The organism is Moorena sp., assembly GCF_982860115.1.
On the sequence record NZ_CEYLVT010000178.1, the window covers coordinates 1 to 15,710 of the forward strand.

Consider the following 15,710-nt stretch of genomic DNA (forward strand, 5'->3'; position numbering starts at 1 on the left):
AGCGCCGCCAAAGGGGGTTCCCCCCACTCGCTATTGCATCAAGACATGAAACGGGCAAGATGCCCATTCCACGGACTTTTAGGGCGAACGACGGGACTCGAACCCGCGAGTGGTGGAACCACAATCCACTGCCTTAACCACTTGGCTACGCTCGCCATAATCTTACCGTTGTTGATTATAGCATCTTATTTGTTGGTTTATCAACAATCTCTGAAATTTTGATGGGTTTCTGCTGATTCCGTCAGTCCTATGGTTTGCTGACAATTGCAGCAATTGTCTTACCCTGAGGGACTTCCATCACACATGCAAGACGTTACCACTATTTTGCAGTTAATCTGGAACTCGAAGGCTTGATAGCCATCGTAATATATAATATATGCTTGAAAAATTAATATGAAGATTTCACAGGTTGTCACCGCTTTTGGCACTATAGTGCTGGCGGTGGTGGGAGGCTCAATGGTGGTGACTAATCCTGGACAAGCCACCTATGAAGATTATGCGGTTGAGCAACTGAGCAAGTATCTAAAAGAAGAAGTTTGTCCCCAAGCTCCCGAAGCCCTAGGCAGTTTCCTGCGCCGTCAGTGTACCATACTGGTGGATACAGGACGACCCCAAATCAAGCAAGTTGTTGCCCAGACCACAAAGCGAGAAAATTTTTTGCTCTTTAGTATTTACCGCACTGACCTAGATGTTGGTACGCTGATCCCTGCATACTCTTTTGAAACTGTAGGAATCTGCCAACAATTTTACCTTTACAAGGCTGATGAAAAATCATACTAAGGGTAGTTGTTAGATGGCGAGCACTGGTATTTTTGTGGGGATGGTTACCTTAGACCTGGTATACCTCAGCACCAACCTACCAAGCAGCAATGAAAAAATAACTGCCTCTGACTATACAGTAGCGGCTGGGGGACCAGCAACGAATGCAGCAGTAACCTTTAGCTATCTAGGGAATCTAGCTAAAATTCTCGGTGTGGTGGGAATTAATCCGATTACTCAGCTAATTCGCAGCGATTTGACCAGTCATGGCGTAATCATCGCTGACCTTGATCCAGCTAACCCCCAACCGCCACCAGTATCTTCGATCATTGTTACGGAATCCACAGGCGATCGCGCAGTTATTTCGATTAATGCTACTAAAATCCAAGCCAGCAGTACACAAATACCTCAGGATTTAGACTTGATGGTGGATGTGGTGCTCATTGATGGTCATCAGATGGTGGTTAGTAATGCGATCGCAAAATTTGCCAAAACTCATCATATCCCTGTAGTCATCGATGGCGGTAGCTGGAAGCCAGGATTTGAAACAATTTTGCCCTACGTTGATTACGCCATTTGCTCAGCCAATTTCTATCCACCAGGGTGCTCTGGTCAAGAACAGGTGATGGCTTATCTCCTAGACGCTGGGATTAATCACATTGCCATTACCCAAGGAGAAAAACCAATTCAGTATCGCAGCTTAGGAGTGTCCGGTGAAGTAACCGTACCCCAAATTCAAGCAGTAGATACCTTGGGAGCTGGGGATGTGTTTCACGGTGCCTTCTGTCACTATATTCTACAGAAAGAGTTTACTGATGCCCTAGCCGCAGCAGCAAAGGTAGCTTCCAATTCCTGTCAGTTTTTTGGCACTCGTCGGTGGATGGAAAAAGATATTGAAAATTAGAGCAACAAATGCTTGTCTGCCCACACCCATAGGGAACTAGGAGGGCTTATACTCCGATGTGTAATTACAAATAGGCACGAAACCTGATGCAAGACTACCAAGCTCCCTGGTACCTAAGAAATGGCTTATTCCAAAGTATTGCTACAACTTACTGGTACGGTAAAACCTGGAGTTGGTGGGGGGAAAGAGTACCTTGGCTTTCCCATTTGCCCCTGATTCCCTGGCAGGAACACATATTTACTGGTGCGGATCAGGTCCCGTTGCGCGGATTGTGGAGTTGTCCTGACAATGCCAAAGGTACCCTGATTGTTAACTATGCCCTTACAGGGGATGTCGATAGTGGTTGGTATAGTCGTACCCTTGCTCGTAAAGCCTACAGCAATGGTTGGGCAGTTTTAATTTATGATTGGCGCAGTAACGGACGCAGTGCACAACTATCCCCAGTCCCATCTTCTGACGGTTGGCGAGAAGGGGAAGATCAGTTGGAGCTAGCCATGCAATTAGTAAAGATGGGTTGCCCAGAACCTGTCGGTTTGGTGGGCTTTTCCATGGGGGGACAGTTGGCATTGTGGGGACTTAAGGCAGCAGTTGAAAACAATTGTTCTCTGGTCAGGTTTGGAGCAGTTTTGGCTCCTAATCTGGAATCGAATCGCTCCATAGATTATTTGCTATCTACGCCAATCGGACGCTTGATCGAACAGAGGTTCACTCATAAACTCAGGAAAATATCTCAACAACGGTTAGAAAACTTTCCTGAGGCTGTCAAACCTGGTGTAGTGGAGTGCATTAACTCAATGCGGAGCTTTGACCACTATATGGTGATTGATTACTACGGGTTTGCTAGCGTTAATGAATACTATCAGAAGACTAGTGCACTTTACCTGTTGGACAGCTTAGCTTTGCCCTATTTGGTCATCTATGCTGCGGATGACCCGATTTTTGACCCTACTATTATTCCAGAATTGGAAGAGCGCACGAGTAGTAATCCCTATGCCAACTTAATTTTAACTGCCCAAGGGGGTCATGTGGCTCACATTAGTACAGGCAAAGGTGATGTGGATGAATTTTGGGCTTTGAATCGGCTTTTGGAATTTTGTGATGCTCAATTACTTCCTGCCAATTCTGAATCACGTTAAGCTAAACATGACCAGTTGGATTTTTGAGTCGCTATTATCACTTTTATATGGGTACAATTACCAAAGTCGTTGTTTATTCCCTGGGAATTTTCTTTTTCTGTACTACCCCAGTTTTTGCTCAACATACTCAACATAATAGTTCAACTGCCACTAGCCAGCAACAACAGATAGAAACGGTTAATCTACTATCCCTACCAGAGGTATTACCGGAATGGAAAAAAGCCCGGGTTATTTATTTAGGAGAAACTCACAGCAGCCAAAAAGATCATGAAGCGCAGTTAGCGATTATTGAAGCACTAACCCGTGAAAATTCCAAAATTGCGATCGCAATGGAAATGTTCCAGCGCCCAGCTCAAGATATCCTAGATCAATACCTAGCCGGGAAAATCACAGAAGCTGAGTTGGTTAAGCAAAGTGAGTATGAACAACGCTGGGGCTTTCCTTGGGAATATTATGCTCCCCTGGTACGCTTTGCTAAAACCAATCAACTGCCTGTGTTAGCCTTAAATACACCCACTGAGGTCACTCGTAAAGTAGCCCGTAGGGGATTAGAGAGTTTAACCTCTGCTGAGCAGGAACATATTCCCCCATTATCGGAAATTCGCACAGATAACGCTGATTACCGCAACCTGATTCAGGGATTCTACCAACAACATCACCATGCCGGTCATAGCAATAGTCTCAACTTCGACAATTTTTTCGCAGCCCAAGTGTTATGGGATGAAACCATGGCAGAGAAGATTGCTTTGTTTGCCCAAGCTAACCCAGATTATCAAGTAGTAGTGATTGCTGGGCAAGGTCATATTATCTATGACTACGGTATACCCAGTCGGGTTGCTCGACGGTTCAATCATCAGTTGGAACAAATTTCCGTTTTGTTGGGTGCTCAGCCAGAGAAACTGGCAGGAGAAAATGCGATCGCAGATTATTTATGGGAACATCCGTTTTGAATTAAGAATGTAGAATGTAGAATTGGGAATGTAGAATGTAGAATTTAGAATTAAGAATGTAGAATTTAGAATGTAGAATTGGGAATGTAGAATGTAGAATTGGGAATGTAGAATTCTACATTTGGCCTTCTACTTTCTAGAGTATACCTTCTCCATTTTCCATTCTTAATTCTCCATTTTCCATTCTTAATTCTTAATTCTTAATTCTTAATTCTTAATTTTTAATTCTTAATTCTTAATTCTAAATTCTTAATTCTTAATTCTAAATTCTTAATTCTAAATTCTTAATTCTAAATTCTAAATTCTTAATTCTCCATTCAACTTGTCTTATCCCCAAGAAACTCTACCAACGGCTTAAACACACTCACTAATTCCGGACGTGCTGCAACTAGAGTCGGAAACGACCGCTGACCGTAATCTTGGCCTACTTCCAAGGGGAAAATTGCCTGAGAATCTAAGGGGACCCAAACTGCTCCAGCTGCGTGAATAATCACCCAAGCTCCAGCAAAATCCCAAATTTTCGGGGTTGCTTCCACTCCTCCTAAGGTGACACCGTTGGCAGTGGCCAGAAAGTTGTAACTGGCAACCCCGAGCATCCGAATTTTGCAGGGGAAGGGTTGCTTCATAACTGAGGTACTACGGGCGCACAGGTTGAAAAAGTGGTTTTGGCTAGGGGAATCCTGGCTGCTGTGGATGGGACGTCCATTGAGAAAAGCACCGTTTTCAACACCTTTGAGGTCTGATTTCCCCAGCCAAAAACCATGAAAGGATTGCTGGACAGGAGCAAAATGAATATAACCAAACACTGGAGTTCCCTGATACAACAAGCCTAAGGAAACCCCCCACAGGGGAATTCCTCTAGTAAAGTTGGTGGTACCATCAAGAGGGTCAATAATCCAGCACCATTCAGACTCAGGAAATTGGTGGGATGCTTCTTCGCTCAGTACGCCGTGGCTAGGGAAATGAGATGCGATCGCATCTCTAATTTCTTGATCTGCCCACCTGTCCGCCTGGGTCACTAACGTACCATCGGCTTTTTCGGACCCTTGTACCTGACCAAAGTCCTTAAGGTGCCGATTCCCGACACGGTTTGTGGTGTCTTTGGCAAAGTTGAGAATATCTGTCCAAAAATCATTCATATCTTGTCCGGTGGTGCGCAGTACCGGAAATGATATCATAGTGCAGTTATCTAGTAAAAACCACCCATTTGTCTTAGTTTCTTGGGTTAGTTTTTAGTTTGTGTAGCTCTAGACAATCGGGATGTGAGTATAGCGTTTACCATAGTTATGAGGTACACAATATTTTTTACCTGCTCCCTACTAACTACTAACTAAAACCCAGAACGAAAGTACCTCACCCAATTTATAAATACTATATGGACTTATTCGGTAGTAATCGGCAAGACTTAGCAATAAACAAGTGGCAACATCAGTTAGATAAGTTTGTTAAAGCCAATCAAAAAGAATTAGCTGCACTAGCTTGGGGGCTCTTTCTGGAAAAAGGAGAAACTGATGAAACCCTCGGACTTGATATGAAACCGAAGCCACATTTTGTTTACTGTCCTAGGGAAGCAATAGAAACCCTAAATCGTCAGGTTAATAACCAAATTCAGGAAATTTTGGGAGTGGTAGATGCTCATAAACCTGAGCAGGAAGTTCTAATTATTGGCATTGGTAATGGACAGTTGAAACTGATTCAATTTGAACCTGAACTTTCCCCACCAGAGTGCTTTGAGCAAGTTGGTAAGGATGTCGATCAATTATTAGAAGAATTAGAGAAGCAGATGAGTGAAACAATAAAATAGGGATATAAAGTAGGGAGATAAATTCCGGTTAATCACTTCAATTTTATTCCCCCTACTCCCTACTCCATAAAATCCTGGATCAAAGCCCCTCAAATTTCTAGCCAAATTGATAGTGTTTCCTAACATTAGAAAGAATATTCCAGGTGCAAGACATTCCAGCTGGGAAAGTTACCAAATCTCCTTTGGCAATTTGAACTGGTTCACCGCCATCTGGGGTGACAACTACTTCACCCTCTAGCAAGTAACACGTTTCCGGCTCATCGTAAGTCCAGGGAAATTCCGAGACTTCCTTTGTCCAAATTGGCCAACTTAAGACACCCAAGTTATCGAGATGGTCTTGACTAGGACGTTCAATCAGAATTTTATTGATATTGGTTGGTGTAGACATACTTTTGGGTTTTTAACCGTTGTCAGTGGTAAGCTTTCATTTTACAGCGGTTTCCAATTGCTATTAGGTACTTTTGTTCTAGGTTTTTAGGGAGTAGGGAGCAGGGAGCAGGGAGCAGGGAAGAAAGCACAAAAAAAATTTTGTGTACCTGATAGTTATGCAAACCGCCGTAATGCAAGCTATCACCTAGTAGGCATTACCTGATAGCTTAAGCGCAGGCGTGCGCGTAGCGCTTAAGCTGATAGCTGACGGCTGTTCGCGTAGCGTGCGCGTAGCGCTTAAGCTGATAGCTGATTGCTTTCATCCTAATCATATAAGGCATCAAGCAAAAACTTGGTAATCTGACTTTCCTCCATAGCTGACAAAAGCTTAGTGTCCGCAATGTCTAACTTAGCTCCCGCAGCATGTAAATCATCATCTAAAGCAGTTAGAAAACCACGAGTAATGGGGTCTTCTCCCACTTGAGCAAACATCACACCCAGTTCTTCCTGAGAATCCATCTTCTTAGTTGCTGCCACTAATAATTTTACTACAGCCATCCGTGGCTTTGGTTCACTATCCAGGATGACGATAATAATATCACCGTTTTCTTTTGTCTGCTGGCGGGATTTACGGCTAAAGTGATCATCAACTGCCACTTTGAGCGGCTCAACCACATTGATGCTGTCTGAACCATAGGGCTGTTCAAATAGGTCAACTAATGCCTGACTAGTGGTGTTGTCATATTTTTGATAGGGAGTAGATGCAATGTAAATGGTGAGTCCGTCTGGATCAAGTTCCTCGCATTTCTTTGCCAAGGCGATAATAGACTCCTGAGCTAGCAACCACTGCTTGTCCAGTCCAGGCTGGGTTCCAAAGGTTTTAGAGGCATTTCTAGCCAGAATTATAGTGTAGTCTCGGTTTTGCAATAGGTCTTGAGACACAGTTATCCTCTGATATCCATTAGGATCTTATCCTAAGTTTTACCAAAAATCCTGATCAGATCCAATCAGGAGTTGGGAGAGTCTGGTTGAAAATGCTACTTTTCTATAGCCAAGTAGTCTGATATAATTAAAGATTGGTGTTAAAAGTTAAGAACGTTGGGTCTGGAAATCGGGAACAGAAAGGGTTGGAAAAAATTTAGTTTTCTTAACAAATTAAAAAAAAATAAAAATTTATAGGGTTTCTATTTGTAATGAGATATTAAGCATTTTTTTCCTACTCCCTACTCCCTAATCCCTAAAACCTAGGACGAAAGTACCTCAATCAATTGAGTACTGCTAGTGAGTAATCCTAGATGTCCGAGTACTTAGGTTTTCTATAGCTATAGTTGGACGAGAGTGTGGGAGTAATTTATTTACGATTAGGGTTGACAGGTATTTTTTTTCGTGCTAGATTTCTCGTTAAGCCTAATTTAGGGGTCTCTAAATGCTCAGACAGCTAAGTACACCAAAAGATAGTTAAAACAGTAAAAAAACTGTTGAAGGGGAGCAAGGAAGCGTTGAAAAACGCTATTTATAAAGGAGCTTGAAACTTGGGAAATATCAGATGTTCAGAGCTTTCCGACAAGTTTTCCAATCTGGTAGAGTTGTTGTGCTATAGAGCCCTAACTCAGCCTGATCAAATCGCTTATACCTTCCTCGAAAAAGGTGAGCAAGAAACTGATTTACTCACTTATCAGGTATTAGACCAACGCTCAAGGGCGATCGCCAGCCAGTTGCAGTCTCTGGGAGCAACGGGGGAACGAGCTTTACTAGTCTATCCACCAGGTATAGACTTCATTGCTGCTTTCTTTGGGTGCTTGTACGCTGGCGTAATTGCAGTGCCCGCATATCCACCACCCCGACGCAGTCACAATCTGTCTCGGTTGTTAGCGATCGCATCAGATGCAGAGGCGTTGTTTGCCCTAACTACCACATCTCTATTGACCGAGTTAACCAGTCGCTTTGCCCAGCATCCAGCTCTGGCTCGGCTGCACCTGCTTCCTACCAATAAATGCGATCGCGACCAAGGGTTGGACTGGTCTGAACCAACCCTAGACAGCAGCAGCCTAGCCTTTCTCCAGTACACCTCGGGTTCTACCGGAACACCCAAGGGAGTGATGGTGAGTCACGGTAATCTGCTACACAATGAGCGGATGATTAAGCAAGCCTTCGGACATAGCGAACAAACCATTTTTGTTGGTTGGCTGCCTCTATTCCATGATATGGGGCTAATTGGCAACGTGCTTCAGCCCTTATATTTGGGGATTCCCTGTATTCTGCTCTCACCCCTGGCATTTCTGCAGATGCCTATCCGTTGGTTAAAAGCGATTTCCCGATACAAAGCTACCACTAGTGGTGGCCCTAATTTTGCTTACGATCTGTGCATTCGCAAGGTGAAGCCAGAACAGTTGGCTACTCTTGACTTGAGCAGCTGGGATGTCGCTTTTACAGGAGCAGAACCAGTTCGTGCCGAGACTCTAGAGCAGTTTGCTGCTAAATTTGGCCCCTGTGGCTTCCGAAAAGAGGCGTTTTACCCCTGCTATGGCATGGCAGAAGCGACGTTATTTGTGTCTGGGGGGTTGAAAACAGAGCCACCCATTATCTGTTCAGGGTCGGGGAAGGCACTAGAGCAAAATAAAGTAATACCAGTCTCTAGGGACGTGGCAGGTGTCCGTAAGGTTGTAGGTTGTGGTCAGCCATGGTTAGACCAAAAAATTGCAATCGTTGACCCTGAATCCTTAAAGCTATGCGCTGATAACCAAGTAGGAGAAATTTGGGTGTCCGGTGCCAGCGTAGCTCAGGGCTATTGGCGCAAACTAAAAGAAACAAAACAGACATTTCATGGCTACATAGCAGATACAGGAAAAGGTCCATTTCTGCGGACTGGAGACCTAGGTTTTGTAAACAATGGAGAACTATTTGTTACAGGTCGCCTCAAGGATGTGATGATCATTCGCGGTCGCAATCATTATCCCCAAGATATTGAACTGACTGTGGAGCGGAGTCATCAGGCGCTTAGACCTAGTGCTGGAGCAGCTTTTACAGTGGAGTTGGGACATCAGGAGCGACTAGTAGTTGTCCAGGAGGTAGAGCGCAGTTACTGGCAAAAACTAGATGTGGATGAGGTAGTGGAAAATATCTTCCAAGCAGTGGCATCTGAGCATCAACTTCAGGTTTATGATGTGGCACTGATCAAACCTGGGAGTATTCCCAAAACTTCCAGTGGTAAAATTCAGCGCCATAACTGCCGTGTTGGGTTTCTAACTGGAAGTTTGAATGGTGTGTCAGGGAAAGTCTTCAGGAAAAGCGAAATTTAAACAGTTGGAAACTGATATCAACTCCCTGTGAAGAAAAACGCAGTAAGTAGGAGTAAAAAAAAAATTGAATCAGTTAGATAAAACTAAAATAGTCGAGCCGCTTACCAGTTCATCTAACCCAAAGAAGATAACGATAACAAACAAAAACCTCCAAAAACTGCAACGACGCTTTGCCTTTGCTAATGTTTTAATTCCTGTTCTGGGTTTACTTGTTGCCATGGCACTAGCTTGGCAAGCAGGTATTAGTTTTGTGGCAGTAGTATTGTTGGTGATTATGTATGCCTTGACCATGTTCGGTGTCGAAGTAGGTCTTCACCGTTACTTTTCCCACGGAGCCTTCAAAACTAATACTGCGATCCGAGTTACTCTTGCTATTCTTGGCTCTATGGCAGCTCAAGGACCTGTTAACTACTGGGTATGTCACCATCGCAGCCATCACCAATACAGCGATCAGCCAGGAGATCCTCATTCCCCCAACCTCCACCAAGGACAAAAGTTTGGTTGGCTTCGGGGACTATGGCATGCCCATGTGGGTTGGCTATTCGAGAGTGAGTTTAGAAATCCTATAATCTATGCCAAAGATTTGCTTCGAGACCCTCTGATTACCAGGATCAATCAATTATACCTGATCTGGGTAATGCTGGGTCTGCTCATTCCCCCTGTCCTAGGTGGATTAATGACTTGGAGTTGGATGGGCGCACTGCAAGGCTTTCTATGGGGAGGGCTGATTCGGATATTCTTGGTTCATCATGTTATTTGGGGAATCAACTCAATCGCCCATGTCTATGGAAGTCGGCCCTTTGATACAGGCGATCGCAGTACTAATAACATCATGCTAATGCTTCCGAGCCTAGGAGGCTCATTGCACAATAACCATCATGCCTTTCCTTACTCAGCAATCAATGGATTGGAATGGTGGCAAATTGACTTAGGTAGCTGGGTTCTTCGCCTTCTGGAAAAGTTGGGTTTGGTGTGGAATATCAAGATGCCAAAAGTTGAAATGGTATTGGCTAAAAAGATCAAGCATGATAGCTAGTAATTATCGTTTTTTATTTGATATTTTTATTTTATATACTAACTAGGACAGATCAGATAAATGTCAATCCAGTCCAACAGCAGCACTGACGTCAATTATACTAAAAAATCAGCCTATAAACCGCGAATAATCATAGAGAATAAACACCTGCAAAAACTGCAATGGAACTTTGCTTTTGCCACTATTGTAGTTCCTTTTGTTGGCTCGTCAGTGGCGGTGGGGCTTTGTTGGCAATGGGGCATCGGAGCTGTTGAGGTAGGTCTTCTGGTTGTGATGTATATATTGACGATTACCGGAGTAACTGTCGGTTTTCACAGATACTTTTCCCATAAAGCCTTCGAGGCAAAACCAGTAATTAGGATTATCCTTGCTATCCTTGGCTCTATGGCAGCTCAGGGCTCCGTGATCAATTGGGTAGCTACTCACCGACGCCATCATCAATACAGTGACCAGCCGGGGGATCCTCATTCACCTCACTTTCATGAAGAGAAAAGCTTGAGTAAAATTCATGGACTATGGCATGCCCATTTAGGTTGGATGATGAACAGTAAATTGACCAATTATGGTCTGTTTGCCAAGGATTTGTTACGAGATACTATCCTGCTTAAAATCAATCAGCAGTATCTCACTTGGGTTATTCTTGGTCTGGCGATTCCGGCTGCATTAGGAGGAGTTTTGACCTGGACTTGGTTGGGAGTATTCAAAGGGTTTTTGTGGGGGGGACTCCTGCGTCTTTTCCTAGTACATCACGCTTATTGGTACATTGGTTCAATTTGTCATACAATTGGCCGCCGCCCCTTTGATACTAGAGATAAAAGTGGAAACCAGATCTGGGGTGCTATACCTACTTTTGGAGAAGCATGGCACAACAACCATCATGCTTTTCCTAACTCAGCTAGGTTCGGTCTGAAATGGTGGCAAATTGACTTTGGTTCTTGGGTGATTCGCGGTCTTGAACTAGTTGGCTTAGCTTGGAATGTTAAGGTACCAACCCCAGAAATGGTAGAGGCAAAAAAAACTACATATTCAGTCAATAAGTTGTAGTTTTTTTAAAAAATGTTATTATGAATAATAACTAATAATTTTATTTTTAATTAAAATTAAAAATAAGGAGGTTTTTAATCATGAAACTCGACAGTCATGAAAATGCTCAGATGCCTTCAGTTTCCGAAATTAATAAGGAAAACTTTGCAGATCAACCCAAGAATCGATCAACGGTATCAGAAATTCAGGAGTGGTTAGTATCCTATCTAGCAGAACTAATGGAAATACCTCCAAATAAGGTTGATTTGCAGAAACCTTTTGAGCGCTATGGTGTGGATTCCAGTGTAGCAGTGGGTCTGACAGGAGATCTCGAAGAGTGGTTAGGATATGAAATTGAGCCGACGCTATTATTTGATTACCCCACCATAGAAGCAGTGGCACAGCATTTAGCCAATAAATAAGGCCAAGAGTTTACTCAAGGCAGTGAAACAATTTGAACCGAGGTTAAGGAGATCTAAGTACAATGATGTCAACTAAACGTTGCCTAATTGTAGGGGCTGGTTTATCAGGCTTAGTCACAGCAAAGGAGCTATTAGATGTCGGCATTGAAGAGTTGACCATTCTTGAGCAGGAGGAAGATTTAGGAGGCGTTTGGAGAAAATACTGCTGGTCTACTGCTACTCTTACCTCTTCCAAATGGATTACAGAGTTTGGGTCCTATCCGATGCCAGACGATTACCCAGACTTTCCCACCCCAGAGCAAATGATGGCATATCTTCGTTCATTTGCGAACAAATTTGGACTGGAGGAGCGTGTACGTTGCGGGGTTACTGTGCATGCTATTGAGAGGAAAGCTGACGGAAAGTATGATGTACTCACTAATGACAGCATATACAGGGACTATGACTTCGTTGTCCTATGCACGGGATTGCACGGTGAACCCGATATACCGGCCTTCCCAGGGTTAGACCTGTTCCGTGGCAAGGTTCTCCACGGGAGCAAATATAAGACACCAGAGGCGTTTAAGGGCAAACGGGTGCTATGCACTGGCCTTGGTGAGAGCGGTATTGGTATTAACTCCGAGATTAGCAGCGTAGCAGCCAGAACTGTTGTCTCCGCTACTAATTATACCCCCATCCCCCGTATTTACCCTTTCACCTGTAATCCTATCGATCAGATGATGTATTGGCCAATTGGTCAGTACATGGGTTGTTACCAAGAAGTACTTACCTTTGGGATGAGCTGGTACACTCGGTTACCCAAGATTTTTAAGCCAGCATACGCACGCTTCCATAAGTCATTACGGTTGCTGCCTAAAGAATGGTTGCCAGAAGCAATGATTCCATATCGGTGGCACGGCAAACACTGGACAAAACCTGGTCTGCGGTTTGGTAAAATCAGCGGCAACCTGACCCGACCTGAGGCACCGACGGATGATATCTTGTTTTTGGTTCACAGCAAAAAGATTGTACCAAAGGGCAGGGTAGTCAGATTTGACGAGACCAGTGCCTACTTTGAGGATGGCAGTCGAGAGGAAGTTGATGCTTTAGTGGTAAACACCGGCTACAAACCGACTTTGCTGTCTATTAAGTTACCAAACGACTGGAAGTACCGACACCTAGACCTATACAAGGGTTGTTTCCACCCGGAGATGCCTAACCTGGCTTTCGTTGGTTTAGTCAGACCAACCATTGGGTCAATACCTGCTATGGCAGAGATGCAAGCCCGCTTTGTTGCCCAGGTTTTCGCTAATAAAGTCAAGCTACCAGAACCACAGAAGCTGGAAAAGCTGATCAAAAAAGAGGCAAGCCAACACACCCGTGAGTGTCCGACTATGCAAGAGCGCCTTCCCCACGTCTATTTCTTCGATCGCTGGATGGAGGAGATGGCTGAGTTAATTGGCTGTAGACCGAGAATTGGCAACCATCTAAGTTCTTGGAAACAACTACAAGCTTACGTATTGGGTGCGCCGATACCTCTGCGGTTTCGCCTACGGGGACCAGGTGCGGACGCCAATGGCTATGAGCGTTATGGGGCAAGGGTAGCAAAAATTTATGGGAACCACTTTGGTGCTGAATTTAGGAATCTCGTCTTCTTTGACTTCTTTTACCCAAATGTCCTCGCACTGTTGCTCGCAGCAGTCCTTTTCTGGGTTGTGAAGCTATCAGCAGGTACCAGCCTTGGTATCGCTATCCTGTTTTGGGTCTTGTATATGAAGGTGGATCTGTTTCGATATGTAGTTTGGTTTCCTGTTTTGCTGAAGATACAAGCTATTCTCAACTCTACTTCGATTACAGCCGGGTTGAGATCAAATCTGCCTCCCTACAAGATACCCAACTACAAAGAGCCGAAAGTGTTTCAAACTGAGGCTACTGTTGCGGACTAAAAAGTAAAATAAAGACATTTGAGCAGATATACCAGTCCGTTGCAGGTTTTTTTGTGATCAAGCAAAAGGCGATAAATCCCCTTTCTACTAAAGAATCGGCTAATGGTAGTTCCCCTTCCCCAGAGGAACTAGCTAGAACGAGGGCAACAGCAGCAGCCAAGTTGAGGCGATCAAAAACTTGCCTCGTTCCCATTCAACCACATGGAAGCAAGAAACCTTTCTTTTGTGTTCATCCCCTTGCTGGCGTAGTCTTTCCCTACTACGAATTAGCTTTTCTTCTGGGAGAGGAACAACCGTTTTTTGGGATACAATCTTTGGGTTTAGCGGCGAATAGTAAACCTATAACCTCGATTCCAGAAATGGCAACTTGCTACATTAAAGCCGTGCGTACAGTGCAGCAAGAAGGACCATACGCCATAGGAGGGTGGTCTTTTGGGGCAATTATCGCATTTGAAATGGCTCAACAACTCAAACAAGCTGGTGAATCTGTCCTGCTTGTTTCCCTAGATGGAACAGCGTGCCATGGCAGCCAATTGATGAATACCTGGGAGATGCTCAAGTTTTTGTTCACATCAGGAGTGCTAGACATCTGGCCTTATGTGTTCGATTACTTCAATTTAACCACCTTTGCTGCCCAGAAAAGAAAACAGATGGCAGAGGGTGGAGAAAGCCAGCAGCTAAAATTGCAGACTCCCAGTCGAACATTAGAGATAGCCAAAGCAGTCACCCAGAAAATGGAAAACGTTGAGTTTCGCCAAGGGGTCATTGGTCGCTTGTTTCCCATCATTTGGACAAACATCAAAGCTTACATTAGATACAAGCCGCAGGTGTATCCAGATCGGATGACGCTGCTACGCAGTGACGGTTCCTGTAGGACGTATCACCGACATCCAACTTTGGGTTGGGCTAATTTAGTCCAGGAGGGAGTAGAGATTCATGAGATTCCAGGGCATCATCTCAATATTTTGAGGCAACCCCATGTTAAAGTCCTAGCAAAAACACTCAAAGCCTGTCTTGAACAGAATTATAAGGAAGTCAAAAGTAGTCACTAAAGATTGCAACAGTTGATTGGGAAGTTGATAGAGACTCAATAAAGATGCTGAGCGCCGCCAAGTAAAAAGCATATATCTAACCTTAATAAGACTAATCAAGAATGAAAATTCCCCTAACGATCCGCAAAGGATTTAACTATGACGAAGCCCTATTAATGGGAAAATTTTGCCAGCAAGTTTATACCATTTTTCAGTACGACGACGGTAGTGTAGAAGATACAGAACTTAAAGAAATTTATAACTCAATTCACCGCAACCAAGACTGGGAATTTGTCCAAGGAACTGCTGCAAGAGGAAACTCAGGCTCTGAAAAAAGACCTAGAACAACTAAAAAAGGAATTTAAAACATTACATAACTCTAGAAATGGTGTGGAGAATACTGCTAGCAAGTCCCCAGACTATTCTATCTCTAAAGCAAATTGATCTAGTTAAACCAAATTAGGTTTTATAACGGTTATCACAATTACATACAACAAAAAAAAGGGCGCATCTATGGCAATGGGATGCTAATAACTTGGTCAACATTGGCTAACCTTGCTAATAGGCAAATTCGCCAAGATGGCAACAAAACTGAACAACTTTTGGGGTTTTGATAGCCTGTCCTCAGCGAGGGTGGGCTTTTTGATATGAGGAGTAGTTGCGACTTCCACCAGGGAAGCAAGTCTATGGCAACTTCAAGGGAGAGTAAACGGTAACGGTCTTCACATTTTCCAGATTTTGGCACAGCTTTGAGCTCTTTTCTAGAACCTTTTTGCCTGTATCATCTCCCCAGAGCCCGCCAGTGTGCCTGATCTGCTTCAGCTCTGATTGCGCCGTGATCCCACTTAATCTGCAAAACGTTGTTTTAGAATTAAAGTAACCCTGCTGGTATCAGCTTAATAAGCACTTCACCTAAATTATCAAAATGAGAGGAGTAAGTCAAAAGTAGTAATTAACGATTGAAACGGTTAATTAAAACCTTAATAGAGAATGCGATGGGTGCATCTCATATTTGTAAAAAAGTTGCGTAGGGTGTGTTAGGGGGGGCATCA

General features: G+C 43.8%; 15 protein-coding genes and 1 tRNA gene. 12 read left to right on the forward strand and 4 right to left on the reverse strand.

What is annotated here, in order from left to right:
• Nucleotides 1-82: 82 nt before the first annotated feature.
• Nucleotides 83-155 (reverse strand) — tRNA-His (locus AC4II3_RS24150).
• A 238-nt stretch (nucleotides 156-393) separates the two neighbouring features.
• Between AC4II3_RS24150 and AC4II3_RS24155 the strand changes: the two genes are divergently transcribed.
• The 4 genes from AC4II3_RS24155 to AC4II3_RS24170 all read left to right on the forward strand — a co-directional run bounded on the left by AC4II3_RS24155 (nucleotide 394) and on the right by AC4II3_RS24170 (nucleotide 3,749).
• The gene (locus AC4II3_RS24155) at nucleotides 394-780 is read left to right on the forward strand and encodes a DUF4359 domain-containing protein (RefSeq protein WP_488011721.1); all 387 of its coding nucleotides are present in this window, start codon (nucleotides 394-396) and stop codon (nucleotides 778-780) included.
• 13 nt (nucleotides 781-793) lie between these two features.
• On the forward strand, nucleotides 794-1,663 hold the full coding sequence (locus AC4II3_RS24160) for a sugar kinase (RefSeq protein WP_488011722.1): 870 nt from the start codon (nucleotides 794-796) through the stop codon (nucleotides 1,661-1,663).
• Nucleotides 1,664-1,749: 86 nt separating this feature from the next.
• Nucleotides 1,750-2,799 carry a YheT family hydrolase gene (locus AC4II3_RS24165; protein ID WP_488011724.1) on the forward strand — a complete coding sequence of 350 codons (1,050 nt, stop codon included), beginning with the start codon at nucleotides 1,750-1,752 and terminating at the stop codon, nucleotides 2,797-2,799.
• Nucleotides 2,800-2,846: 47 nt separating this feature from the next.
• Entirely contained in the window at nucleotides 2,847-3,749 is a 903-nt protein-coding gene (locus tag AC4II3_RS24170; RefSeq protein ID WP_488011726.1) for a ChaN family lipoprotein, read from the forward strand.
• Nucleotides 3,750-4,066: 317 nt separating this feature from the next.
• On the opposite strand, the gene AC4II3_RS24175 is transcribed toward AC4II3_RS24170, so the two are convergent.
• A complete protein-coding gene (locus AC4II3_RS24175) occupies nucleotides 4,067-4,888 on the reverse strand; it encodes an inositol monophosphatase family protein (RefSeq protein ID WP_488011748.1) in 822 nt (273 codons plus the stop codon).
• Between the two features lie 236 nt (nucleotides 4,889-5,124).
• Here AC4II3_RS24175 and ccmS point away from each other — a divergent pair, with 236 nt between their 5' ends.
• Entirely contained in the window at nucleotides 5,125-5,553 is a 429-nt protein-coding gene (ccmS, locus tag AC4II3_RS24180; protein ID WP_488011728.1) for a beta-carboxysome assembly chaperone CcmS, read from the forward strand.
• A gap of 97 nt (nucleotides 5,554-5,650) precedes the next feature.
• On the opposite strand, the gene AC4II3_RS24185 is transcribed toward ccmS, so the two are convergent.
• Together AC4II3_RS24185 and AC4II3_RS24190 are read right to left on the reverse strand one after the other, a co-directional pair.
• Nucleotides 5,651-5,941: a cupin domain-containing protein gene (locus AC4II3_RS24185; protein WP_488011730.1), complete on the reverse strand. Its 291-nt coding sequence runs from the start codon at nucleotides 5,939-5,941 to the stop codon at nucleotides 5,651-5,653.
• A gap of 305 nt (nucleotides 5,942-6,246) precedes the next feature.
• Entirely contained in the window at nucleotides 6,247-6,864 is a 618-nt protein-coding gene (locus AC4II3_RS24190; protein WP_488011732.1) for a vWA domain-containing protein, read from the reverse strand.
• 590 nt (nucleotides 6,865-7,454) lie between these two features.
• Between AC4II3_RS24190 and AC4II3_RS24195 the strand changes: the two genes are divergently transcribed.
• The 7 genes from AC4II3_RS24195 (at nucleotide 7,455) to AC4II3_RS24225 (ending at nucleotide 15,023) form a co-directional block, all read left to right on the forward strand.
• The gene (locus tag AC4II3_RS24195; protein ID WP_488011734.1) at nucleotides 7,455-9,221 is read left to right on the forward strand and encodes a fatty acyl-AMP ligase; all 1,767 of its coding nucleotides are present in this window, start codon (nucleotides 7,455-7,457) and stop codon (nucleotides 9,219-9,221) included.
• 64 nt (nucleotides 9,222-9,285) lie between these two features.
• Complete coding sequence (locus AC4II3_RS24200) at nucleotides 9,286-10,257, forward strand: acyl-CoA desaturase (protein ID WP_488011736.1); 972 nt, start codon at nucleotides 9,286-9,288, stop codon at nucleotides 10,255-10,257.
• Nucleotides 10,258-10,317: 60 nt separating this feature from the next.
• On the forward strand, nucleotides 10,318-11,301 hold the full coding sequence (locus AC4II3_RS24205) for an acyl-CoA desaturase (RefSeq protein ID WP_488011738.1): 984 nt from the start codon (nucleotides 10,318-10,320) through the stop codon (nucleotides 11,299-11,301).
• Between the two features lie 80 nt (nucleotides 11,302-11,381).
• Nucleotides 11,382-11,702 carry an acyl carrier protein gene (locus AC4II3_RS24210; protein WP_488011740.1) on the forward strand — a complete coding sequence of 107 codons (321 nt, stop codon included), beginning with the start codon at nucleotides 11,382-11,384 and terminating at the stop codon, nucleotides 11,700-11,702.
• Nucleotides 11,703-11,764: 62 nt separating this feature from the next.
• A complete protein-coding gene (locus AC4II3_RS24215; protein WP_488011742.1) occupies nucleotides 11,765-13,627 on the forward strand; it encodes a flavin-containing monooxygenase in 1,863 nt (620 codons plus the stop codon).
• 53 nt (nucleotides 13,628-13,680) lie between these two features.
• Nucleotides 13,681-14,679 (forward strand): thioesterase domain-containing protein, encoded by a 999-nt coding sequence (locus tag AC4II3_RS24220; RefSeq protein WP_488011744.1) that lies wholly within the window; start codon nucleotides 13,681-13,683, stop codon nucleotides 14,677-14,679.
• 101 nt (nucleotides 14,680-14,780) lie between these two features.
• Nucleotides 14,781-15,023, forward strand: a complete 243-nt coding sequence (locus AC4II3_RS24225; RefSeq protein ID WP_488011746.1) for a hypothetical protein — start codon at nucleotides 14,781-14,783, stop codon at nucleotides 15,021-15,023.
• The last annotated feature ends 687 nt before the right edge of the window (nucleotides 15,024-15,710 follow it).